The following is a 23,676-nucleotide window of genomic DNA, read 5'->3' as shown; positions in this document are numbered from 1 at the left end:
ACAGTTCCACGCGGGTTGTCCGTTTCGTACTTCTCCGTGTCAAGGTCGTCAGGAGCCGGCTCGACGGCGACACGGACATCGTAGAACGACATTGTCTGGCCGACTTCGCTGACCTCGTTGTGCGTGAGGTCGTTGTGGTGACCCTTGAGGTAGTCACGCGACCACCATCCCTGGTCAGTGTTTACCAGCCCCGGCTGGAACGCCTCGTTGTACTTCGCCTTCACGATCATCTCGCCGCGGTCGTTGTGCACCCGGACGTACTCGCCGTCCTCGATGCCGCGAGCCTTCGCATCCGACGGATGGATGTCCAGCTGTGGTTCGGGGTTGACCTCACGCACCCAGTTCAGCATCTCGTACTGCGAGTGGATGCGGAACCGACTGTGCTTCTGCATGAACATCAGCGGGTACTCGTCGGCCTTCTCGTAGTCGTCGGCTGTCCGGTCTTCGAGTGGCCGCGGGAGGTCGAACGTCACGCCCTCCTCGCTCGGGGCGTCGTCGTCGTACATCTTGATTCGCCCCGTGTCGGTGGGGAACTCGTCGGTGTACTTGACGATGGGAACGTCCTGCTTCTTTTGCGTCCCCTGCTCGAACAGCGTCTCGAAGTCAATGGCGTCGTCCCGGCTGGCGAGTTCCCGAAGCATCTCGCGTTTCGTCTCCGGGAAGTAATCACCAAATCCAAGTCGCTCCGCGAGCCCGCGGATCGCGTAGTAGTCATCTCTGGCCTCCCACATCGGCTCCTGGACCTTGTGTCGATAGCTGATGTGTGGATGGGACCCCCAGCTGGAAACGATGTCCTCCTGTTCGAACCAGTGTGGGACCGGGAAGATTATGTCTGCATGCTGGACCGTATCCGTGTGATGCATGTCCGCGACGACGAACATCTCGAGGCTCTTGATAGCCTCTCTGAACCGCTGTCGGTCCGGGAACTGGTTGCCCATCATGTTCGACTCGATTGAGTAAACGGCCCTGACCTTGTGCGGGTCACCGTCGATCATCGCGTCCGGGTAGTCGGAGAAGCGCACCGATGGTCCGGGATCAGCATCTTCGGGCGTACTCCAGCCGCCGGTACTGAGCGTTGCACCGCCGGAGTGGTGCGCGTGGATGTTTCCGTGCCGGCCGTAGTCACCGGTCAGCCCCATCAGCATCGCATAGGTCTGGCCGAAGATGTGCCCGTGTTTGTACCGCCCGAGCGCGTAGCTCGGGGCGATGCCACCGGGGCCACGAGTCGCCAGCCACCGGACTGCAGTGCGGATGTTCTCCGCGTCGACACCGGTCTGCTCGGCGACTTCCGACGGCGCGTAGTCAGCTACGTGGTCTCGGAGTCTGGTCAGTGCCGTCTCACACTCGATGCCGTCGACAGTGAACTCCCCGAACAGCGCATACGGGCCGTCGGTCTCGGGTTCGAGTTCGACTGCCGTGTTACTTCCCTGTTCGACAGCGACGACCTGATCATCACTGCCGTCGTCGAAGACAGTGCTCGACTTGAGCAGGTCGCCGGTATCTTTCCGGACTAGCGCAGGACCGGTCGTCCGCTGCCGAAGGAACTGTTCGTCGTACGTCCCGTCCTCGAAGACGGTGTGCATCATCGCAAGCGCGAGATGCACGTCTTTCCCGGGTTTGACCGGGAGCCACAGGTCGGCTTTCGATGCCGTCGTCGTGTACACTGGGTCGACCACGACGAGCTTCGCCCCGTTCTCGACGGCATCGAGCACCTCCGAGGCGTCCATCTGGAACTGGCTGGAGAAGAGGTCCGACCCCCAGACAATGATGGTGTTCGCGTTCTCCCAGTCCTCGGCCTCGTTCGTCGGTGGCAGGAAGAAGCCGGTCCCAGTGACCCGGTTGAATCCGCGACCGACGTTGGCGTCGATTCCCCATGCAGACTGGGTTGAGCCGAATAGAGAGGCCAGGCGGCTGAACGCCTTGCCGGTCTGGCCGTAGTTCCCCGACCCCTCATGGAAGAGGACGCTCTCTGCGCCGTGGTCTGTTTTCAACGACTGCATCTTGTCGGCGACGAGGTCGAGCGCCTCGTCCCACGAGACGCGCTCGAACTCGGCATCCGGACCGCGTCCGTCGGGATTGGGCTCGTCGGGCGACCAGTCGGTGCGCTTCATCGGGTATTTCAGTCTCGTCGGGTCGTACACGCGCTGGGTGTGTGAGAGCCCGAGCACACAGGCCCGCTTGTACTGCTCATCTTCCGGCGGGTGTGGCTCGACCTTTCTCACCTGTCCGTCACGGACGTGGACATCGATGGGACACTTCCCGCGACAGTTCGGCGAACAGACGGTCTGGATGACGTCATTTTGCCCGACGTAGTTCTCGATACCCGTGTTGTGCTTTGACGCCGCCGTTTGGTCCCCGCGTTCGGCCAGTCCCTGAAGGAACTCACCGCCGCCGAGACCAAGGGCAGCAGCCGCTCCCCCGGCTTTCAGTACATCACGCCGATACAGCCCATCGTTGTCAGTCATCGTCGAATCCCTCAGGTTTGGTCGGTCGCTCGTCTGCACCGAACTCCGCCAGCACCGCCTCGTGGTACTTTTCGTGGAATTCGGCGTCGCTCAGCTCCCCATTTGAGACGCGGATCGCGTCACGAGCCATCCGTAGCCCCAGATCAGTATCGTACTCGACGCCGTCGAGCATCGCTGTTGCTTCATCTTCCCACTCCTCAATCGGCGTCAATCTCGGTTGCTGTGGGTTATTCATGGCTCTAGTTGTCGATTGCTCTCGGAACTCGGTAGGAAACGCGCTGTATTATGAAGGGGTTTAAATACAGGTGAGAACCGCGCCACTCAGCTTGAACCCACGGTGTAGCCGATAGGCCGATGGCGTGTCGAGAAGCTAGACTGCCGACCGAAACGCGGTTTCACCCATGGAACGGCCTGTTCGCGTTTGTCTCGGTCGCTACAACGCCGGCATCGATGCTACCGCCAGTACGTCCTGACCGAAAAAATGAGGTTACGGGTCGAAGGCGGCCGTCGCGAGTTTCGATTCAACGGCGTTCAGGCGCTGAGAGAGCGCAGATTTCGAGATACCGAGTGTCGATGCGAGGTCGTCGAGAGTCGTCTCTCTGGGCTGCTGGTAGTAGCCTTCGTCGACCGCGATTATCGCTGCTTCCCGTTGTTTTGTCGTGAGACAGGCGAGGTCGACAGTCGCAGGGTCCGACTCTGTCTTGTTGTCCTGCCGGGATGTCAGCCGTCGCAGGCGCACTCGTTCAGCCGCTGGTTGCAACTGCTCGACCAGCTCGCTGATGACGCTCCGGTCTGAGACGTACGTCTCGATAAAAAGTGAGTCACCGTCTACGCGCCGGGTTCGTGGTACACACCCGACCTCGCTAAACGCCAGACAGAGACAGGCGTCTCCGACCTGATTTGTCGAATGCAGGACCCGCGGGGTACCAGTTTCATCAGAGACGGTCATCTCCGCGTGACAGACTCCGTCGTCGATCTGGTTATGAACGTTCTCGATGTCTGCATCCGGATCCGAAAGTGGACACGAACAGTCATCGGGCAGTTCAATTTCGAACAGAACCTCAATGGTCCGTTCGGAAGCGGTGCCCGTTGTTGTCCCTGTGAGCCCGCTTTCGGATTGGTCCATTCTGTCTGTTCATCTCCGACGTTCAGTTAAATACGTTTTGTCGATTCTCATCGTAACCGACAGACATCGGCAGGTTTGTCCAGAATGTTCATAGAGAATAGCTTCCTGACGTCACGACGGCTCCGAATATGAACTGTGCCACGTCGTGTCTCAGATAGACGGCGTCGGGGCCTGTTCACAGGTTGGTGTCACCAGAGACACAAGATAAATGCCGCCTCCGCCTGATACATCGACAATGGTCCTCTCGGACGTTTTGCTTGCCCCCCTGGGACTGGCCGCCCTCCTCCTTACGGTGCCGATCGTCGTGCTGTATCTCATTCGACCGGACCCGCAGGAACTCACGCTGCCGACGTTCCAGTTTCTCGTCGCCGGAGAACGCCAGCAGTCAGCGACGCCGTTTCTCGAACGGATCTCACGGAGCCTGCTGCTGCTGTTGCAGGTGCTGGTCGTGCTGGTGCTCGCAGTCGGACTGGCGACACCGTACGTCACCGTCTCCGAGCGGGCGACAGTAGCGGAGACGGTCATCGTCGTCGACACGAGCGCGTCAATGCAGACCGACGCTGACGGCCAGACGCGCTTCCAGCAGGCCGTCGCGGCCGCCCGAGATGAGGTGACTGGGACAACCTCTGTCGTCACGACGACCAACGGTGGCGAGGTGGTACTCCAGCGTGGCACGCCGACAGCGGCCCAGGGAACGCTGGACGGACTCAGTCCGACGGATGCGCCGGGAGCGCTCAGCGGCGCTATCTCGCAGGCAGCCTCGCTCGCCGGCGAGAACGCCAGAGTCGTCGTCCTGAGCGATTTCGCGGGCGAGGAGTGGACGACCGCGGTCACGACGGCTCGCGGGCGCGGGCTCTCCGTCGACCTCCAGCAGTTCGACGGTGGGGGCGACGGGAACGTCGGCTTCATCGACCGGCGGTTCTCCGGCTCGGCGGTGACGCTGTCGGTGAAAAACTACGGCGACTCGACCGTGACCCGGACCGTCCGGCTCGGGAACGCCCAGCAAGAGCTCCAGCTCGGGCCTGACGACGTGGGTTCGGTGACGCTCCCGGTCCCGGCCGGTGGGAGTGAGGCCCGGCTTAGCCCAGGCGACAGTTTCCCAACGGATGACAGCGTTTACGTCGCCGCACCGGCGGACGCGGCCGTCGACGTGCTGGTGCTGACAAACGACCGGAATCGGTACCTGACCACCGCGCTGTCGGTCGTTGACCGGGTGAACGTGACAGTCAGGCAGCCGCCGACAACGATTCAGGGCGACTACGACATCATCCTGTACAGCAACGTCGACAGGAGTTCGTTGCTCCCCGGGAACGTCGAAACCGGGCGCGAACTGGTCGAAGACGGTGGCGGCGTGGCGGTGCTGGCACAGGACAACCTCCCGCAGCGGTACCGGGACCTCCTCCTCATCGAACCCGGCGAGACCAAGGCGGGCGCGACGGTGGGCCAGACAGCACAGACACAGCTCACCCGCGGCATCGACTTCCAGCCTCCCGAGGAGTACGTTTCGGGCTCGCTGCGCTCCGGGTCGGCCCAGGTACAACTGAGCGACGGGACGCCGCTCATTGCGACCGAGGACCGGAACGGTGGCCGCCTCATGTACTACGGCTACATCGAGGACCGGTCCAGCTTCAAGTTCAATTACCAGTACCCCGTGTTCTGGAAGCGGGCAGTGTACTACCTCGCGGACAGGGAACCGCTCCCGGCGCTGAACCACGAGACCGGCGAGACCGTCCGGTTCGGAAACACCACTGTCGAGGGGCCGGCTGGCCCTGTCTCCGGGAATTCGGTCCCGCTCCAGCGTGCCGGCCTCTACCGGAGCCAGAGCCGGCAGGTGAGTGCGTCGCTGCTGGACGAAAGCGAGTCAAACACCAATGTCGAAGCACTCGACCAGCGCTCCGGGACGGCCGGGAACCTCACCCGGACCGAACGGCGGTCGGTGCCACAGCCGTTGACCGAGTACGTCGCGCTAGGCGGGCTGGTACTCGCACTGGCCGAGGTCGGCTATCTCCGCCGGCGGGGTGACCTCTGATGGCGGTCTCCTACACCCTCACAGAAGGACTCACCGTTGGTGTCGAGCAGCTGTGGCCGTTGCTGGCCCTGCCAGTCGCCATCGGTCTCCTCGCATATCTCATCCGGCGTGGCGAGGGCGGGACGCGGTCGGCCTCGAACCGGAGCCGCCGACTCCTGCTTGCCAGCCGCGTGCTCATCGTCTGCCTGCTCGTGCTCGGTGCGATGGAGCCGTACACCGTCCAGACCCGGGAGACACCGGGCGAGCCGGGCGTGACACTGCTGACAGACGACTCCGCGAGCATGGGCATCTATCCGAACACGACCGACGCGCTAGTACGGGATATCGAGGACGAGGGCGTCCCGGTGACGCGGGCGACGATCGGTAGCGGGTCGAACTCGCGGCTCGGCGACGGCGTAGCGGCAAACCTTCAGGAAAACGGGACGGTTGTCGTCGTCTCCGACGGCCGTGTCACGGAGGGACGAAGCCTTGCAACGGCTGCCGAGGACGCCGCCGGGCTCAACGCGACCGTCCACAGCGTCACTCCCCAGTCGCCACGAACAGAGCGAGCCGTGACGATAGCCGGGCCGTCGACGGTGAGTCGCGGCGTCCGGTCGCAGTACACCGTCTCGATGGAGGGCGTGAGCGTCCTCGAACCAGTGCCCGTCGAGGTGACCATCGACGGCGAGACGGTCACCGAGGGTGAACTCCGGCCGGACGGGACGCTCACCGTCGACCACACGTTCGAGGCGCTCGGGTCACACCGGGTGACCGCGACACTGTCCGGCGACGACGAGTACGCGCGAAACGACGTGTTCTACAAGAGCGTCCGCGTCGTCGAACAGCCCGACGTGCTGTACGTCTCACAGGGTGAGTACCCGCTGCGGAACTACCTCGACTCGCTGTACAACGTCTCGACGGCCTCGTCAGTCCCGGCGGACCTCGATGACTACGCCGCCGTCGTCATGCAAGACACGCCGTCGGGCAATATGGGGAACACCACTGCCCTGCAGGACTTCGTCATCAACGGCGGCGGGCTGGTCGTCGCGGGCGGCGACAACGCCTACGAGAACGGTGGCTACGAAACGTCGCCGGTGGCCTCGATGCTCCCGGTCCGGGTCGGGAACGCGACCGGCGGCGAGTCGAACATTGTCATCCTCGTCGACGTGTCCGGCAGCGCTGAGAGCGGCCTCTCGGTACAGAAAGCTGTCGCGCTTGACGTGCTCGACCAGCTCGGCGACGAGAATCAGGTGGGTGTCGTTGCGTTCAACCAGAACGCGTACCGCGTCTCGGAGATGCAAGCGCTCGGTCAGAACCGGGCAGAGACTGCCGATAAGATACGGCGGCTTGAAAGCGGCGGCGCGACGGACATCGCCGTCGGACTTCAGGGCGCTGACGAACTGCTGGACGACCGCGAGGGGACGATCATCCTCCTCAGTGACGGGCAGGACCGGCTCGGCCCGCCGGCGGCCGTTGCCAACCAACTGGGCCGCGAAGGGACCCGCGTCGTCTCGGTCGGCGTCGGCAAGCGCGTCGGCGTCGCGACGATGCGTCAAATCGCCAGCGAGTCCGGCGGCTCGTACTTTGCGGCCGACGAGACCGAGCGCCTGCGGCTCCTCTTTGGCGGCTCCTCGCGGCGCTACCAGGGCGAAAACCTCACCATCGTCACGGAGGACACGTTCATCACCGCCGGCGTCGAGCTGACGGCCAATCCCGGCCAGGCGAACAACGTCCAAGTCAAGCCCGGAGCGGACTATCAGGTCGCCACCGCGGACGGGAAGCCGGCCATCGCCTCCTGGCGGTTTGGGCTGGGCCGCGTGGTCTCTATTACCGCCTACGATTCGGATAACACGATGGGCGGCCTGCTCGACCGACCGGACTCGCTAGTCGTCACGAAATCGGTCAACTACGCGGTGGGTGACCCCATGCGCACACAAACCGGCGTCACAGCGGTCGGCGATGCCCGCGTGGGACGGCCAACGACGCTGACCTACCAGGGCGATAGCCGCCCGGACGCGGCAAACATCTCCTTCCGTCAGGTCGGCGACGGCCGGTATCGCGGCGAGTTTACGCCCAGAGAAGCGGGGTATCAGGCGGCGCTCGACACTGAATATGCGGCGAACTACCCCGTCGAGTACGCTTCCTTCGGCCCAAGTGACAGCCTCGATGCGCTCGTCGAAACGACCGGCGGACAGGCTTTCACCCCAGACCAGGGCGAACAGATAGCCAGTGAGGCACGCCAGAAGTCCACCCGGGTCCGCACCGTTCAGGACACCTGGGACTGGGTCGCCCTGCTCGGCGCGCTCCTGCTGTTCACCGGCGAGGTGGTCGCCCGCCGTGTTCAAGTGTACCGCGGTCGCACCTCTCTGGAGAGTGGGCTCCCGTGAGCGCAATCGGTCGCCGGATCAACCTCGGACTCGTGGTGTTCGTCGCCCTCTCGATGGTTGGTACCGGCGGAACGACGGTGCTGTACCAGGACTCAGCCAGCGACCTGCGCTCGCAGAATCAGGAGCTTCGCCAGCAAAACGCCGAACTCCGGGAGAATCTAGACGACACCAGAAATGACTTGGAATCTACCCAGACCCGCGTTGACGAACTCGAAGACCAACTGGAGACGCGGTCGGAGGATGTCGATCAGGTCGCGACCAATCTGAACCAGACAGAAGAACAGTTGAACGCCACAGAGAGCCAGTTAGCAGAGACTCGGCAGTCGCTCCGCGATAGCGAGGACCGCGTCGAAGAACTGGAGGGGACGGTCGATGACCTGCAGGATGAGCGCGACACGCTCCAAAACGAGGTTGACGACCTTGAGTCGACGATCGATGATCTGGAGAGCGAAAACGAGGATCTAGAGGACGAGCGTGCCGAACTGGAGGACCAGGTGTCAGACCTGCAGGACGACATCGACAGTCTGGAATCACGGATAAGTACGCTCGAAGACGATATTGAGGAGCTTGAAAACCAGAACCAAGAGCTGCGAGACGATATCGAGACGCTCTGTAGCCAGCCGGAGAACCAGGAGAAAGCTACCTGCGAGGGCTACTGATGGACAAACCAGATACAAACATCGGAGAGAACGGCGGTGAGGAGCCGCCTGAAAGCGAACGGGCACAAGCACGCGAACGGATGGCCGCCGCCATCGCCGAGGTGAGACGCGAGGGAAAGAAGGCGGCGTTCGTCTACGCCATCGTTGACGCGGTGTTGCTCTTTCTTCTGGTGAACATCCTCCTGACTGTCCTCTCGCCGGCCGAACTCCCGACACAGGTGTCGGTTCCGGCGGCGGTGACGGACCCGGTTGAGGCGGCTGTCGGCCGCTCGGTACCTGCGCTGTCGTTCCCGACAGGCGCAGTCGTTGGCATCGCCATCGGAGTGTGCTGGCTTATCGGCGAGTATCTGTACCGAGTCCGTCAGCCGCTCGTCGAGCAGTTCGAGGCGGCGAACGCGAACGTCACCGACGCGCTCCGAACGGCGCGGGATGCGGTGGAAGACGAGGCCGAGACACGGATGGCGGCCCGGCTCTACGAGGATGTCCTCGATGGGCTGAAACAGAGTTCAAGCGTCGCGCTCGTCGACAGCCGGCGACTGCTCGGGACGCTTGTTGTCGTTATCCTGCTGAGTCTGGCGACAGTGCAGGTAGCCGTCGTGGACATCGGCCTGCTCGACCGCGACCCGGTCGAGACGGAGTCACCAAACGACCGGCCAAGCCAGTACGAGGGGCTCGAAGACGGCGACGCGATACTCGGCGACAGCGAGGACGTACAGGCGGGCGACGAGAACCTCACCGCCGAGATTGACTCGACGGGCGGCGACGAAGAAATCGACCGGAGTCAGTCGTTCCCGTCGTCGGACACCGAGGGGCCGGGGAGCGGCAGTGGGACAGTCGACAGCCAGCAGGCCGGGTTCGCCGGTCAGGAAGACGTCGAGGATGCGGACCTCATCCGCGAGTACAATCTCAGGATTCGAGATCAGGACACAGACGACGAGGACACCGACCCATGAGCCCAGAGCAAGACATCGACGAACTACAGCAGAAGATCGCGAACGCACGTGAACAGATCAGCACGCGGATCGTCGGTCAGGAGGCGGTACTGGAGCAACTGCTCATCTGTATCCTGGCCGACGGCAACGCCCTGCTCGAATCGAACCCAGGGCTTGGGAAGACGACGATGGTCCGGACCGTCGCGGAGGTGACCGACCTCCAATTCTCCCGGATTCAGAACACCCCGGACCTGATGCCGTCCGATATCACTGGGACCGAGATTATCCGCGAGACCGACAGCGGCCGCGAGTTCGTCTTCGAGAAAGGGCCGGTGTTCGCCAACGTCGTACTGGCCGACGAGATCAACCGGGCAACGCCGAAGACACAGGCCGCCCTGCTGGAAGCGATGCAGGAGAAACAGGTGACCGCCGCGGGCGAGACCTACGAACTGCCGCGTCCCTTTTTCATTCTGGCCACCCAGAACCCGATTGACCAGTCGGGGACCTACGCGCTTCCGGAGGCCCAGACCGACCGCTTCATGCTGAAGCTGCTGGTCGATTATCCGGACTACGACGAGGAACGGACTATCGTCGACATGTACACCGCTGGGGCAGAACAGGTCCCCGTTGAGCGGTCGCTGACCCGCTCGGAAATTCAGGCGATACAGCAACTGGTCCGTGAGATGCCTATCGCAGACGACCTGCGCGACCGGGCAGTCCAGCTCGTCCGCCGGACGCGCGAGGCCGACGACATCGAGTTCGGTGCCAGCCCGCGGGCGAGCATGGCACTCGTCCAGACGGCGAAGGCCCGGGCGTTCCTCCACGGCCGTTCGCACGTCACCGGGGAGGACATTGAGGCGCTGGCAGCCCCCGTGCTCCGCCACCGGATTATCGTTGACTTCCGGGCCGAGCGGGAGGGTCGAACGGCGGACGACCTCATCGCAGCCCTGCTGGAATGAGCGACTCAGTGACCGCGGTTCAGCGGGCGGCACAGCAAGAATGGGAGGGACAGTCGTGACTATCGAACCGGACTTTCTCGACGAACTCGGCCGGTTCACCGCCGCGCTGAACCGCCAGACGACCTCGATTCGGCAGGGCGACCAGCAGTCCCCGCGGGTCGGCGAGGGGCTCACGTTCAGCGATTACCGGCGGTACTCGCCGGGGGACGACACGCGACGGATCGACTGGAAGCTGTTTGCCCGCACAGAGGAGTACTTCATCAAGCAATACGAGGAAGAGCGGAGCCTGACCGTCCACCTGCTCGTCGACACGAGCGCGTCGATGGACTACGGCGACGCGACGAGTCACAAGTTCGAGTACGCCGCCAAACTCGGGCTCGGCTTCGCCTACCTTACCGCGGAGGAAAACAACGACTTCCAGTTCTGCACGTTCCGCGACCGGGTGAACCGGATCGATACCGGCCAGTCGAACCGCGGCGAACTCCTCTCGCTCATCGACCAGTTGAACGAGATGACGCCCGGCGGGACGGCCGATTTCGAATCCGCGCTGGAAGCGTACGCCGAACGCATTCGGTCGCGCTCGCTCGTCGTCGTCTTCAGCGACTGTCTGGCCGACCCGGAGGCACTCGAATCCGGTATCGCCGCGCTCGCACGCAACGACGCCGACGTGTTGCTGGTCCGCGTGGTCGCGCCAGCGGAACGGGACCCTGGCGTCGTCGGTGACGTGCTGTTTGCCGACCCCGAGAGCGACGAGACACGCCGATCGTATTTCAGCGGCTCGCTGGCGGAGACGTACCAGTCGCGGCTCGACGCCCACATCGACTCGGTGTCAAACCGCGTTACGGCACTCGGTGCAGACCACGTACTGATCAATACCGGCGAAGACTACTTCGACTCGTTTGCGAGCATCTGGCTACAGTAGCAAAGCGGCAGCAAGGTCGGCTTACTCTGCGAGGATGTGTGCCGGCAGGTCGTCGCGGATGATCGTATCGCAGTACTCACAGCGGACACCGTCGTCGCCGACGGCAAAGCGCGAGTCGACGGGTTCGTTCTCAGTCGTGATGCAGTTGTGGTTCGGGCATTCGAGGACGCCCTCGACGACCGACGGGCGCTCGACGCGGCCTTTTTCGATAACCTCGTAGTCGCGAATGATGTTGATCGTCGCCGCAGGGGCAATGAGCGAGAGCACGTCGACCTCGTTCTGTGAGAGTTCGCGGCCCTCAACCTTGACCACATCCTTGTGACCCAGGCGGTCCGAGGGCATATTCATCGCGACGGAGACGGAGTCGCCACTGGTGCCGTCAATGCCGAGAATCGCCAGGACGTTTAGCGCCTGTCCGCCCGCGATGTGGTCAATGACGGTGCCGTTCTGGATCTTCGAAACGCGGAGTTGCTGGTCGTTGTCGCTCATTGGTCGCCTCCGAGCATCAGGTCAAGCAGCGCCATCCGTACGGGAACACCGTTGTGGGCCTGCTGGAAGTACTGTGCGTGGGTGGTCTCGTCGACGTCGTGAGCGATCTCGTCGACGCGTGGGAGCGGATGCATCACGGTCAGGTCGTCTTTGGCCGCCGCAAGCGTGTCGCCGTCGATCTGGTACTGGCCGGCGACTTCGCGGTACTCGCTTTCGTCGGGGAACCGCTCGGCCTGGATGCGGGTCACGTAGAGCACGTCCAGTTCCGGGAGTATGTCGTCAAGTTCGGTGTGTTCGCGGATGCCTGCGCCGGCCTCGTGGAGGTCGTAGCGAACCGACCGCGGAAGCTGGAGCGACTCCGGGCTAATGAAGTGCTGGCTGGCGTCGACGGTCGTGAGTGCGTGGGCCAGCGAGTGGACGGTTCGTCCGTACTTCAGGTCGCCCATGATGCCGATAGTCAAGTCGTCGAAGCCGGCGTTTTCACGGATCGTGTAGAGGTCGAGCAGCGTCTGTGTCGGGTGCTGACCGGCCCCGTCGCCGGCGTTGACGAGCGGCACGTCGACGAACTCGCTCGCCATCTTCGCGGAACCCTCCATCGGGTGCCGGAGCACGAGCGCGTCGGTGTACCCCTCGACGACGCGGACAGTGTCAGCCAGTGACTCGCCTTTTTTCACGCTTGAGGACTCGACAGAGCCCATGTCGACGATGTCGCCGCCGAGGCGTTTCATCGCCGTTGTGAAGCTCATCTTCGTCCGGGTGCTCGGCTCGAAAAAGAGGAGGCCAAGCAGCGTGTCGCTGTGCCGGTCCGCGAACGCTCCCGGGTCAGCCGCGATGTCAGCCGCGTGGTCGAGCACCGTCTCGATGTCGCCCCGCGAGAGTTGTTTCGCGCTGATGATGTGGTCGTGCCGCATTTCACTCGATACCGCGCTCCGGACGCTCTTGAATCCCCCGACACGGGAATTGAACGGTCACTTACATCGTCAGGTTCGGCTTCGGGAACATCGTCGCTGGGTTCGAAAGCGAGGCCAGAGGGAGCGTAGCGGCCAAAATAACACGACGAGGCGACTCGTCAGGGGTTGCTCTGCCAGACATCGACGCGGGGCTCGGTGTACGCCTTGCCGACGATGTCCGGGACGCCGTCACCGTCGAGGTCGACGACCTTCGCCTCGTGGGTGGGGATGCCGGTGTTCAGTTCCTTCTGCTCAAAATTCCCCGCGCCGTCGTTGTGGAACACGAGCTGTCGCGGTTCGTGTCCGTCCTCTAGACCCATTTCTGCGACGAAGATATCGGGATTACCGTTACCGTCGAAGTCCGCCACGTCGAGGCTGTGCGGGTTCGAAAGGTCGTCGTGCAGCAGGGTCAGGTCCCACTCGGGTGGGTCCAACACGCCCAGCCTGGCCGGGCGGTCGTCGAGATACGGTTCGTCACCCTCGACGAGGATTATCTCTAGGTCGCCGTCGCCGTCAACGTCCTTGATAGCGACGCGAGTACACTGCCAGTCCTCGGCGATTGGCTCCCGGTCCCATCCGTCGGCCGTCCGGTGGAAGACGTTGGGGCCGGCGACGATTTCGACCGCACCGTCCCCGTCAATGTCCTCGACAGCGACGCCCTCAACATCGAGGTCCTCGGCGACGACGTGTCGGTTGGCCACCGGCCACGGTTCTCGCGTCGGGTCCGCAGGAATATCGTAGTAGAACACTGTCTTTGACTCCTGGGACAGCCCAACGACCTCGTTCTGTCCATCGCCGTCCACGTCCGCCACAGCGGTGTCGTGATATTTCTCGAAATCGTCGGTGATGAGCCGGCGCGTCCACTGCTTCCGTGGGTTGTCCGGTATCTCGAACCACCACAGTTTGTGCTGGTGGATGTTCTGGCCGGCGACCATATCCGGTCGGCCGTTCCCCGTGATGTCACCAAGCGAGCCACCGACGGATAGTTCCGGTGCGCTGGCAACGTCGTGGCGCTCCCAGCCGGGGTTTTCGTACCAGAACACGTTCGTCTGGAGCCAGCGGGCCAACGGCCCCATACCGAATACGGACAGCAAGTCGACTGACTTGTCGACGAGTGGGAACTGGACCTCGTGCGTGTCGCCGAGCGCCCCGACGATGACGTCCGGTCGGCCGTTCCCCGTGAGGTCGGTTGTGAGACAGAAGCTCATCGTACTCGCCGGCGGCGAGGCTTCGATGCGCTCGTGATGTAGGTTCATGTCCCAGCCCTTCGGGTACATCGGTATTGTTATAGCCGGGCTAACACCGGCCGACAGCGGCCACAACCTGAAACTGCGCCCGACAATGGAACCCAGCGCGTAAGGGTAGGCAACAGCCAACCGACGTAAGTCAGACCTTCCGGCCCAGTTTTGCGGTCACTGTTTGTGATTCATAGTACGAGGATTCAAAACCGATAGGCAGTCCACCCTCACTATGCTCGCAATCGCTGGCGGCAAGGGTGGCTGTGGCAAAACGACCATCGCCCTCGGGCTCGGTCAGGCACTGGGAACGCCCACCCGGCGGTCGCTAGTCGTGGACACCGACCGCGACATGCCGAACCTCCACCGTCGCGCTGGCGTCGCTCCGACACCCGGAATCGCTGATATCACAGCCTCGGCTGAGCCGACCGCAGTTGCCCAGCCCGCCACGACCGTCGAGAACGTCGACGTACTTCCCTGTCAGACCGCACCCGGAGCCGCTATCGACAATGCTATTGACAGTCTGTCTCGGTGTGATGGCCCTGTAGTACTCGACTGTCCAGCCGGCGCTGGCCCGGATGCCGCCCAGCCGCTACGGGCGGCCGACAGGACAGTGCTTGTGAGTGCACCAACCCGACAGAGCCTCACCGACACAGCCAAAACCGCGGCGATTGCCCGTGCGCTTGACGCGCCGCCCGCCCTCACAGTCCTCGTCGGCGGTGACGGGTCCGTGGACCCATCGGACCTGCTGTCCTGCTCGGGAACGGTTCACGTTCCATCGGTGTCGAGGCCGTTGGAATCGGACCGGGCGGTGGCAAAATACGTTGAGATGGCGAACGTTCTCGCCAAGCGGAATACTTAATCTCGTGGGTAAATAAGCTCTCAGTGGTATGGCCAACCGGTTGCGAACGGGCATCGATGTCCTCGACAGAAAGCTCGATGGTGGCATCCCTGCGGGGAGTATCGTCGTGCTCTCTGCCCAGCCGGCTAGCCAAGCGGAGCTGTTCCTCTACGAACTTACCGCCACGCGCGGGACGCTGTGGCTGTCGCTCGACCGGACCGCCGAATCAGTCATCGCGAGCATCGAACAGACGCCGGCCAATACCGGCGACCCGACGGTGCGGCACATCTCCGGCGAAGCGCCGCTTGACAACGCCGGCAAGCTCGTCTCGGCACTGCCGGAGACCTCAAACCTCATCGTCGACCCGCTCGACGTGCTGGAAGCCCAAGAGCCACACTCGCGCTTTCGCGCGTTCATGAACGACTTGCAGAACCATATCGTCAACACCGGGAGCCTCGCTATCGTCCACTGTCTCGACGGCCGTGACGTGCCACCGCTTCGAGATACGACCGAGCACTTCGCTGACGTGGTGTTCCAGCTTAACACCACAACGAACGGTGACGAGGTCGAAAACCGGCTCGCGATTCCGAAGTTCCGCGGCGGGCGCGCTCCCACTGATATCATCAAGCTCAATCTCGTCGAAGAGGTCAGCATCGATACGAGCCGCGACATCGCCTGATTCTATTCGCCGCCGGGCCGTGGCTCTCTGTCCGTCGAGCCGAACTCAGTGCCGACGAGTATCAACAAGAATAGTCCGAGACCAACACCAACGCCTGCTGCCAATCCTGCGCCGGTGCTTCCAGTCAGCACGACCGTGCCGACGCCAAACGCGATTCCCGGCGGGAGCGCGAGCAGTGACGGGTACACCAGCGACACTCGCATGCGTAGTGATGACGTGTCGTGCGTATAACGGTTCTCCCGTATTGGCCGTCAGAAAGTGGCAGTTGCTAGCGCCTAGAACCGTAAAACCGCCCGCTACCGCTCGATACCGCAACCCCGTTCGCTGTCGCTCAGCACCGTAGAACCGCTCGGCGTGCTCGCGACGAAGTTACTCTTCGGCGCCTTCGATCTCTTCGACGATCTCCTCGGCGTCAACGTCGGCGTCTTCCAGCGCGTCTTCGATGTCAGCACCGCCGGCACCGCCCATGCCGCCCATCATGCCGGGCATGCCCATGCCGCCGCCACCGATCTCTTCCTGCACGATGATGCGGTCAATATCGAGTAGCTGCGTGAGCTGCTGGGCGATCTGCTGTTTGCCCATCATCCACTGCTGGTTCATCGTCAGCTGCGGCGTCGCCTCGATGTAGAGCGTCTCTTTCTCGACTTCGACGGTTTCGTACTCGGGCTCGGACTCTTCGTCTTCATCCTCGTCCTCGCTCTCGACGAGCTGTTCTTCCTCGACGGTGTCAGTCTCGAACCACACGTCGAGTTCCATGTCGAGCATCATCTGGATGATGCCCTGTGCCTTCTCCTCGCGGTCCGTGACCTCTTCGAGGACTTCGTAGTCGTACTCGACGTCTTCACCGGCCAGCGGGTGGTTGAAGTCCACTCGCGCGCGGCCGCCGATGATGGTCTCGACGTGGCCGTGTTCGCCCTCGAGGTCGACGTGCGCGCCGGGGTAGCGGTCGTCCTCGGGGATCTTGTCCTTCGAAACCGTCCGGACCTCTTCCTCGTCGTACTCGCCGAAGGCGTCGGCAGCCGCAACGGTCACGTCACCCTCGTCGCCGACCTCCTTCCCGTAGATGTCCTGCTCGACATCCGGGAAGATGTGGTTCTCACCCAGCACGATGGTTCGCGGACCGAACTCCTGCTGTTCGGTATCAATACCGTCGTCCTCGGCGACTTCCTCGTCGGTCGTATCGACAAGCTGACCGCCGTCGACGGTGCGGGCAGTGTAGGCGAGCTTGACGACATCGCCCTTCTGGAGTCCCTCGGCCTGTTCTTCTTCGTCTGCGGTCTCCTCGTCTACGTCGGTCTCAGACTCGTTGCTCATACCCTGTTCGTCAGTCGTGGCACTCTTAAGGACAACGTTTCCCGGTCAGTAGCGGTCGAAGAACTTCGGAAGTGGTCGGCTAGTACTCGCTTTCGGCCAGCAGTCGGTCAAACTTCTCTCGGTCGATGTTCCGTCCCGAAATGGGAAGGACGACCGTCTCGCCCCGTAGTTCGTCACCAGCCTGAATCGCTGCGGCGACAGCCGTCGCACAGGCCCCTTCCATGACGATGCGGTCTGTTTCGAACAGGCGCGCCACGGCATCGGTAATGGCGTCTTCGGACACGAGTCGGAAATCGGCGAGTCCCGCCTGCAGGATTTCGGTCGGGAGCGCGAACGGAACCCGGGTTGCGACACCCTCGGCGATAGTGTCGACGCTGTCGAGGGCGTCCAGCGTCTCGTCCTGCCAAGCGCGGTACACCGCGGGCGCGCCCGCAGCCTGCACGCCGACGACATCGGCGTCGGTCATCGCCCCGAGCGTAGTGCAGTACCCGGCCGCGGCGGTGCCGCCGCCGACGGGGCAGAACACACGGTCGACGTCGGGGCGCTCGTCAAGGATTTCGAGCCCCGCCGTGCCGACGCCGGCGAGCAGCTTCGGTTCGTTGCCCGAGTGGACGTAGCGCGCCTCGCGCTGGGTCGCCAAGTCCTCGATGTGTTCGCGGGCCTCATCGTAGTCCTTGCCGTACTGGATGACTTCTGCGCCGAGTTGCTCCAGCGCGCCGACCTTTCCGGCGTTGGCTTCTTCGGGGACGCCGATAGTAACGGGTACGTCGAACTCACGCCCGGCCCAGGCGATAGACTGGCCGTGGTTTCCCGTGCTCGCGGCGAGCAGTCCGGCGTCGTGGAACTCCTCGTCGAGGGACGCGACGAGGTTCACCCCGCCGCGGACTTTGAACGCGCCGGTCGGGAGCGTATCTTCTCGCTTGAGCAAGACATCCGCGTCGAGGGCTTCGGAGAGGGCTTCGCTGCAGACTAAGGGCGTCTCCGGGAGGTGCTGTCGGATGCGTTGCCGGGCGCGCGCGACCGTTGCAACTGTCGGCGGCGTCAGGTCGTGGTACGGAAAGAGGGTCGTCTCGTCCGGGGAGTCGATCGGTTCGTAGCGACCGGCCATACTACTACCCGGGAGAGCGGACACAGTAAAGGGCGCGGTCGACGGGAGTGTTTTTCAGCGGCCCGGCCCAGCCACACAGTATGTACGAAGTCGAGGTGAAAGTGCCGGCGGATATCGAGGCTGTCGCGGAGCGACTCGACGAGCTCGGAGCCGAACAGGTCGATACGGTGATACAGACGGACACGTACTACGATGCGCCCCACCGGGATTTCGCCGAGACAGACGAGGCGTTCCGGGTCCGCCGTGAAACAAGAAAAGGGGTAACGAACGCGAAAGTCACCTACAAGGGGCCACTCCTCGAAGCGGAGTCGAAGAGCCGAGAAGAGTTCGAAACGGGCGTCGAGAACGGCGACCACATCGACGCTATCGTCCAGCACCTCGGCTTCGAGCCCGCGGCGACGGTCCGGAAGAACCGCCGAGTCTACGAGGTCCGAGAGTACGATGTCACCCTCGACGCTGTCGACGATGTCGGCGAGTTCGTCGAAGTCGAGCGCGAAACCGACGGCGATATCGAACCCGTTCGAGAAGGAGCCTACGAGGTGCTTCGGGACCTCAGTCTGAACCCCAACGACCAGCAACGGACCTCCTATCTCGGGATGCTACTTAGCGATGCGAACGAGTAATCATTCCGCTGTTATCTGTTCCCGTAAGTTATAGAACCCGGCCAGACGAAGTCGAGTCAATGACTGAGCGGAACATCCACGTCCAACCTGCAAGCGGACTCGCAGTCGAAGATCAGGACATCGAAGTCGTAGAGCGCAAGGGTATCGGCCATCCGGACTCCATCTGTGACGGCATCGCAGAGACGGTTTCACGTGCACTGGCACAGACGTACATCGACCGGTTCGGCACAGTCTTGCACTATAACACAGACGAGACACAGCTCGTCGCCGGCACTGCCGCCCCTGCGTACGGCGGCGGCGAAGTGCTTGAGCCGATCTACATTCTGGTCGTCGGTCGAGCGACGAAGAAGTTCGACGGCGAGCGTATCCCGGCTGAAAGCATCGCCCTCCGGGCCGCACGCGACTACCTCGACGAGCAGTTCCCCCACCTCGATCTCGGCTCCGATGTCATCGTTGACGTTCAGTTCGGCGAAGGGTCAGGCGACCTCCAGACCGTGTTCGGTGAGGAAGCAGCAATTCCGATGGCAAACGATACCAGCTACGGTGTCGGCCACGCTCCGCTAACGGAAACTGAACAGATCGTCCGCAACACCGAACAGCGATTGACCGGCGAATACGCTGCGTCCAACCCGGTCGTTGGCCAAGACGTGAAGGTGATGGGCAAGCGCGAGGGCGACCACATCGACGTGACTGTGGCCGTTGCGATGGTCGACGAACACGTCCCGGACCTCGATGCGTACAAAACTGCCGTTTCGGACGTGCGAGCGTTCGTTACTGACCTCGCCGAAGAGTACACCGACCGAGACGTAACGGTCCACGTCAACACGGCCGACGATTACGACGCCGAGTCCATCTATCTCACCACCACTGGGACAAGCGCCGAGCAAGGCGATGACGGCTCTGTCGGGCGCGGGAACCGCGCGAACGGCCTCATCACGCCGAACCGCCCGATGAGCATGGAAGCGACATCTGGCAAGAACCCAGTCAACCACATCGGGAAGATCTACAATCTCCTTTCGACAGAAATCGCACAGTCCGTCGCAAATGAAGTCGATGGCATCCGACAGGTCCAGATGCGCCTGCTCTCACAGATCGGGTCGCCGATTGACGAGCCCCACGTTGCTGACGCGACGGTCGTCACCGAAGACGGCGTTGCGGTCGGCGATGTCGAAGCAGACATTCAGGCCACAATCGACGACGAACTGGCCGATGTGACCGACATCACGCGGCAGGTCATTGAGGGCGACCTCTCCACGTTCTGAAACGGCGAGGCGACACCCCTTTACTCACTGCTAGTCAACTCGCTGGCATGCATCCGCCAGACGCCGACAGCGTGCTCGTCCGCCACGGCGAACTCGGCGTCAAGAGCAACCAAGTCCGTCGAAAGATGGAGCAGCAACTGGCGGACAATCTCCGCGCGATGCTCGACGTGCGCGACCTGTCAGGAGGCATCGAACAGCGACGGAACCGGCTGTTCATCCATACTGACCAGCCAGAGAGTGTGGCCGCAGCCGCGGCCGACACGTTCGGCGTCACCTCCGCCTCGGCGGTCACGACCGTCGATCCGACGTTGTCTGCAATCAAAACGGCACTGGCCGCGACCGCACGAGAACAGCACGACGGCGGCACTTTCGCTGTCAACGCTCGCCGGGCAGGGCCAGCAGACGCACACCCCTTTTCGAGTACGGACATCGAATCCGATGGCGGGACCGCCGTCTGGGAGGCAATTGAAGAACTGGGCAGCGAGCCCGCCGTCGACCTCAACGACCCCGATTTCGAACTGTTCGTCGAGTGTCGCGCCGACGAGGCGTACGTCTTCTGTGAGAAACGTTCGGGCCCGGGCGGACTCCCACTCGGGACCCAGCGGCCCGTCGTTGCCCTCATCAGCGGTGGTATCGACTCGCCGGTCGCCGCCTGGAAGCTCATGAAACGCGGCGCACCCGTGATTCCAGTCTACGTCGACCTCGGTGACTACGGCGGCCCCGACCACCGGGCACGAGCCGTTTCGACCGTCAAAACACTCGCCTCGTACGCACCCGGGCACGACCTGTCCGTCAACGTCGTTGAGGCCGGTGACGTCGTCACCGACCTCTCTCAAAATCTCGGGTCGCTCCGAATGCTCGTTCTCCGCCGGTTCATGCTCGCAGTCGCTGAGGCTATCGCGCACGACTACGACGCTGTCGGCATCGTCACCGGCGAAGCTATTGGGCAGAAATCCAGCCAGACGAGCGCGAACATCGCAGTCACCGATGCCGCGACCACACTCCCCGTGTACCGACCGAACCTCACCGTCGACAAGTCCGACATAACCGATCATGCGCGAACCATCGAGACCTTTGAGGATTCGACAATCGACACCGGTTGCAACCGCGTCGCGCCATCACATCCGGAAACCAATGCCTCGCTAGAGGCGGTTCGGGTAGCCGAACCCGACGACCTGTTCGAGCGCGCCGAAGCCTGCGCCCAGGACCGTACTGTCGTCCCCATCGAAAGCTAAATTTCCGGGGCGGGCCAGGGTTGAGCCATGACGCAGGTCTGTCTCGTCGGGAGCGACGACGTGAATCTTCGATACGAACTCCTCTCTCGCGAGACCGCACGGAACGCACTCGCCACCTACGACCTGCAGGAACCGTTTGCGAATACCGTCGCCGTCGACACCGTGAGCCTCGGGGCGGCGGTGGCGCTGCTCAACGACCTGAACTGGTATCTCGTTCGCTTCGCTGACGCCGCGTTCGTTCGTGATCCGTCAATTAGTGAGACGGAATGGCTCTCTCGAAACCTCGCCGCAGCGATACGAGACGACGACATCGCGCCCGAAGAGACCGGGCGCTTTCTCAAGGTGTACGGCATCGTCGACCCGGACAGGACCAGCGACGCTGACGATGAAGGCCCGACGGAAGGAGAGTCAACGCCCGACACGCAGGCGATGGAAGCCGACGGCCCACCGGAACTGGTCGAGCCGATGCTCCTGACACGGACTGGCGACACGATTCCCGACTACGACCTCCAAGATGTGGACGAAACGCTCATCGTTAGAGTGACCGAGTCGGAGTTCGGGGCCTGAGTCGGGTCACGCTGCGCGCAAGACAGACCGTTTTCAATCGAACATTCCGGTCGACATGTATCGCTCACCACTGTCCCAGTAGACTGTGACGACGAGCGGGTCGTCAACACCGTCCCTGATGAGTTGCTCAGCAAACTCTCTTGCCGCGAGGTTCGACGCACCCGAGGACTGGCCGACGAGGATTCCCTCCTCGTGGGCGAGGCGGCGGCACTCGTCTTCCGCGTCCGGGAGTTCGACCGTCATCACGTCGTCCAGCAGATCGGTGTCTAAGTTGTCGCTGACGAATCCCGGCCCCATTCCCTGAAAGCTATCCTCGCCAGTGCCCGGTTCCATCCCCGAAAGCACAGCGTTGTCCGCCGGCTCGACCGCGACGATGTCTATCCCAGGAAACGCGTCCCGCAGTCGACGGCCGGTGCCGGTGAGTGTCCCGCCGGTGCCGACGCCGGCCACCAGCGCGTCGACAGTCCGGTCGCCCACCTGTTCAAGTATTTCCTCGCCCGTCGTCTCGTAGTGCGCTGTCGGGTTCGCCGGGTTCTCGAACTGCCGGAGTTGGACGTAGTCATCGCGCTCGCATAGCTCGTTTGCGCGCTCTTTCGCGTCGGAGATATCACCCTCGACAAGTTCGATCTCCGCGCCGTACGCCTTCATTATCTGCCGGCGCTCCGGCGACTTCGAGGACGGCATCACTAGCACCACGTCGTACCCCTTCGTTGCCCCGACCATCGCCATCCCAATGCCGGTGTTCCCACTCGTCGGCTCGACAAGCGTATCATCCGGTTGGAGCGAGCCGTTTCGTTCGGCGTCGTCAATCATGTACTTCGCCGGCCGGTCCTTCGCGGACCCACCGGGATTGAACGACTCGATCTTCGCTGCAACGGTTGCCCCCTCCGGTGCGCGAACCGAGACCAGTGGGGACCCGATTGTATCGAGAATAGAGTCTTTCATCGCCGCCGGCTACGCGGCCCCGACTTAAACGCCTACTGAAGGTCTCAAACGGTTCGTGGACTTCCGAGACGCGGCAGTCCTTTCCGGCGTCGACACCGTCTCACGTGAACATATTTATGTCGTCGACCGGCAGCACCGAGTAATCGACTGACAGCGTGTCTTTCGTGGCTCGGACTTTACCGACGAACGCAGAGATGTCCTCTAACTGGCCCTCCAGCACAAATAGTTCCATACAGTACCGGTCGCCGACGTGGCTGTGGAAGTTCGACGCGACGATGGACTCGTGGTCGTGGCGGAGATGCATCATTTTCTCCTCGACGGTTGTCGTCTCGTAGTCGAACAACACAGTGACGACCGCCATCAGTTCGCGGTCTTCCAGCCGCTTGTCCTCAAACTCTCCCATCAGATTCCGGACTGCTTCTCGAACAACTTCGCTGCGACCCGTGTACCCATGTTCGTCGGCGAACGTGTCGATTCGCTCCTCCAGCTCGTCCGGCATCGAGATACTTACAACGCCCATATATTAACTGAGCGCCGTTAGAGTATTAATAGTTCATATCTCTCCGCACAGACTGGCATTCCTTCGGATAGCGCTGCCGCTTCGTCTCTCAAGCTACGGCGACTGGCTTGTCGACTTGATGTGACTGTTTAAATACAGAAAGCCCACTCGGGAGAGATGTCTCTCCTGAGTGGGCTTGATAGGTATGAATGGTGGCGGCGAACCGCGTTTCCCAGAGGCTCGCGCACTCCAGTACTCCCCGGAACGCTGGTGGGCTTATCTTCCGTGTTCGGGATGGGTACGGGAGGCAACCCCACCGCTGTGGCCGCCTAACGTCGAGTCGTGGAATCGAACCACGATAGTACCAGTCTCGATCAACTTTTCCACCGTGTGATTACGTGCGATCCAGTTTGCGCCTGGACTCGTTCAGCGACGAGTTAAATCGTCGGTGAATGAGTCACAGTGCGTATG

23 protein-coding genes and 1 rRNA gene are annotated in these 23,676 nt (G+C 62.7%); 12 read left to right on the top strand and 12 right to left on the bottom strand.

Annotated features, from left to right (window positions below; translation table 11 throughout):
• From G9463_RS19175 to G9463_RS19165, 3 genes are all read right to left on the bottom strand, one after another.
• A partial coding sequence (locus G9463_RS19175) for a molybdopterin-dependent oxidoreductase (protein WP_165897561.1) occupies positions 1-2,465 on the bottom strand: 2,465 nt, incomplete at its 3' end.
• Positions 2,458-2,700 (bottom strand): 4Fe-4S ferredoxin N-terminal domain-containing protein, encoded by a 243-nt coding sequence (locus G9463_RS19170; RefSeq protein ID WP_007190086.1) that lies wholly within the window; start codon positions 2,698-2,700, stop codon positions 2,458-2,460. The genes G9463_RS19175 and G9463_RS19170, both read right to left, overlap by 8 nt.
• Before the next feature lie 252 nt (positions 2,701-2,952).
• The gene (locus G9463_RS19165; protein WP_165897560.1) at positions 2,953-3,591 is read right to left on the bottom strand and encodes a helix-turn-helix domain-containing protein; all 639 of its coding nucleotides are present in this window, start codon (positions 3,589-3,591) and stop codon (positions 2,953-2,955) included.
• 235 nt (positions 3,592-3,826) lie between these two features.
• Between G9463_RS19165 and G9463_RS19160 the strand changes: the two genes are divergently transcribed.
• From G9463_RS19160 to G9463_RS19135, 6 genes are read left to right on the top strand one after another with little or no spacing between them, the layout of a single operon-like run.
• Positions 3,827-5,620, top strand: a complete 1,794-nt coding sequence (locus G9463_RS19160; protein ID WP_165897559.1) for a VWA domain-containing protein — start codon at positions 3,827-3,829, stop codon at positions 5,618-5,620.
• On the top strand, positions 5,620-7,986 hold the full coding sequence (locus tag G9463_RS19155; RefSeq protein WP_165897558.1) for a VWA domain-containing protein: 2,367 nt from the start codon (positions 5,620-5,622) through the stop codon (positions 7,984-7,986). Before G9463_RS19160 ends, G9463_RS19155 begins: the two co-directional genes overlap by 1 nt.
• Positions 7,983-8,645, top strand: a complete 663-nt coding sequence (locus tag G9463_RS19150) for a DUF1664 domain-containing protein (RefSeq protein WP_004960708.1) — start codon at positions 7,983-7,985, stop codon at positions 8,643-8,645. The genes G9463_RS19155 and G9463_RS19150 overlap by 4 nt, the downstream gene beginning before the upstream one ends.
• Positions 8,645-9,598, top strand: coding sequence for a hypothetical protein (locus tag G9463_RS19145; protein WP_165897557.1), 954 nt, complete (start codon positions 8,645-8,647; stop codon positions 9,596-9,598). Before G9463_RS19150 ends, G9463_RS19145 begins: the two co-directional genes overlap by 1 nt.
• Entirely contained in the window at positions 9,595-10,536 is a 942-nt protein-coding gene (locus G9463_RS19140; protein ID WP_004960702.1) for a MoxR family ATPase, read from the top strand. Before G9463_RS19145 ends, G9463_RS19140 begins: the two co-directional genes overlap by 4 nt.
• 55 nt (positions 10,537-10,591) lie before the next feature.
• Complete coding sequence (locus tag G9463_RS19135; RefSeq protein WP_049939149.1) at positions 10,592-11,458, top strand: DUF58 domain-containing protein; 867 nt, start codon at positions 10,592-10,594, stop codon at positions 11,456-11,458.
• A gap of 21 nt (positions 11,459-11,479) precedes the next feature.
• On the opposite strand, the gene pyrI is transcribed toward G9463_RS19135, so the two are convergent.
• From pyrI to G9463_RS19120, 3 genes are all read right to left on the bottom strand, one after another.
• Positions 11,480-11,947: an aspartate carbamoyltransferase regulatory subunit gene (gene pyrI / locus G9463_RS19130; RefSeq protein WP_165897556.1), complete on the bottom strand. Its 468-nt coding sequence runs from the start codon at positions 11,945-11,947 to the stop codon at positions 11,480-11,482.
• Positions 11,944-12,858: an aspartate carbamoyltransferase gene (pyrB, locus tag G9463_RS19125; RefSeq protein ID WP_004960692.1), complete on the bottom strand. Its 915-nt coding sequence runs from the start codon at positions 12,856-12,858 to the stop codon at positions 11,944-11,946. The genes pyrI and pyrB overlap by 4 nt, the downstream gene beginning before the upstream one ends.
• Positions 12,859-13,016: 158 nt before the next feature.
• Complete coding sequence (locus G9463_RS19120) at positions 13,017-14,174, bottom strand: VCBS repeat-containing protein (RefSeq protein ID WP_165897555.1); 1,158 nt, start codon at positions 14,172-14,174, stop codon at positions 13,017-13,019.
• A 193-nt stretch (positions 14,175-14,367) separates the two neighbouring features.
• On the opposite strand from G9463_RS19120, the gene G9463_RS19115 reads away from it, so the two are divergent.
• Entirely contained in the window at positions 14,368-14,994 is a 627-nt protein-coding gene (locus tag G9463_RS19115; RefSeq protein WP_004960687.1) for a cellulose synthase operon protein YhjQ/BcsQ, read from the top strand.
• A gap of 28 nt (positions 14,995-15,022) precedes the next feature.
• Entirely contained in the window at positions 15,023-15,652 is a 630-nt protein-coding gene (locus G9463_RS19110) for a hypothetical protein (protein ID WP_004960685.1), read from the top strand.
• A gap of 2 nt (positions 15,653-15,654) precedes the next feature.
• On the opposite strand, the gene G9463_RS19105 is transcribed toward G9463_RS19110, so the two are convergent.
• From G9463_RS19105 to G9463_RS19095, 3 genes are all read right to left on the bottom strand, one after another.
• On the bottom strand, positions 15,655-15,855 hold the full coding sequence (locus G9463_RS19105) for a hypothetical protein (RefSeq protein WP_004960683.1): 201 nt from the start codon (positions 15,853-15,855) through the stop codon (positions 15,655-15,657).
• A 166-nt stretch (positions 15,856-16,021) separates the two neighbouring features.
• A complete protein-coding gene (locus G9463_RS19100; protein ID WP_011223510.1) occupies positions 16,022-16,966 on the bottom strand; it encodes a peptidylprolyl isomerase in 945 nt (314 codons plus the stop codon).
• A gap of 79 nt (positions 16,967-17,045) precedes the next feature.
• Positions 17,046-18,074: a threonine/serine dehydratase gene (locus G9463_RS19095; protein WP_165897554.1), complete on the bottom strand. Its 1,029-nt coding sequence runs from the start codon at positions 18,072-18,074 to the stop codon at positions 17,046-17,048.
• A gap of 80 nt (positions 18,075-18,154) precedes the next feature.
• Here G9463_RS19095 and cyaB point away from each other — a divergent pair, with 80 nt between their 5' ends.
• From cyaB to G9463_RS19075, 4 genes are read left to right on the top strand one after another with little or no spacing between them, the layout of a single operon-like run.
• The gene (gene cyaB / locus G9463_RS19090) at positions 18,155-18,697 is read left to right on the top strand and encodes a class IV adenylate cyclase (RefSeq protein ID WP_004960674.1); all 543 of its coding nucleotides are present in this window, start codon (positions 18,155-18,157) and stop codon (positions 18,695-18,697) included.
• A gap of 59 nt (positions 18,698-18,756) precedes the next feature.
• A complete protein-coding gene (locus tag G9463_RS19085; protein ID WP_165897553.1) occupies positions 18,757-19,959 on the top strand; it encodes a methionine adenosyltransferase in 1,203 nt (400 codons plus the stop codon).
• 47 nt (positions 19,960-20,006) lie between these two features.
• Positions 20,007-21,194, top strand: a complete 1,188-nt coding sequence (locus G9463_RS19080) for a tRNA sulfurtransferase (protein WP_165897552.1) — start codon at positions 20,007-20,009, stop codon at positions 21,192-21,194.
• 27 nt (positions 21,195-21,221) lie between these two features.
• Positions 21,222-21,761, top strand: coding sequence for a DUF5804 family protein (locus G9463_RS19075; protein ID WP_127013041.1), 540 nt, complete (start codon positions 21,222-21,224; stop codon positions 21,759-21,761).
• A 33-nt stretch (positions 21,762-21,794) separates the two neighbouring features.
• Here G9463_RS19075 and G9463_RS19070 read toward each other — a convergent pair whose 3' ends face one another.
• From G9463_RS19070 to rrf, 3 genes are all read right to left on the bottom strand, one after another.
• The gene (locus tag G9463_RS19070; RefSeq protein WP_127013040.1) at positions 21,795-22,706 is read right to left on the bottom strand and encodes a PLP-dependent cysteine synthase family protein; all 912 of its coding nucleotides are present in this window, start codon (positions 22,704-22,706) and stop codon (positions 21,795-21,797) included.
• A 100-nt stretch (positions 22,707-22,806) separates the two neighbouring features.
• Positions 22,807-23,226, bottom strand: coding sequence for a CopG family ribbon-helix-helix protein (locus G9463_RS19065; RefSeq protein WP_004960664.1), 420 nt, complete (start codon positions 23,224-23,226; stop codon positions 22,807-22,809).
• Between the two features lie 189 nt (positions 23,227-23,415).
• Positions 23,416-23,538, bottom strand: a 5S ribosomal RNA gene (gene rrf / locus G9463_RS19060).
• Between the last annotated feature and the right edge of the window lie 138 nt (positions 23,539-23,676).

The sequence above is a fragment of the Haloarcula sp. JP-Z28 genome (assembly GCF_011440255.1).
GTDB lineage: Archaea > Halobacteriota > Halobacteria > Halobacteriales > Haloarculaceae > Haloarcula > Haloarcula marismortui.
Note: the sequence above shows the minus strand (reverse complement) of the source record. Positions and strands in the feature narration are given on the sequence as shown.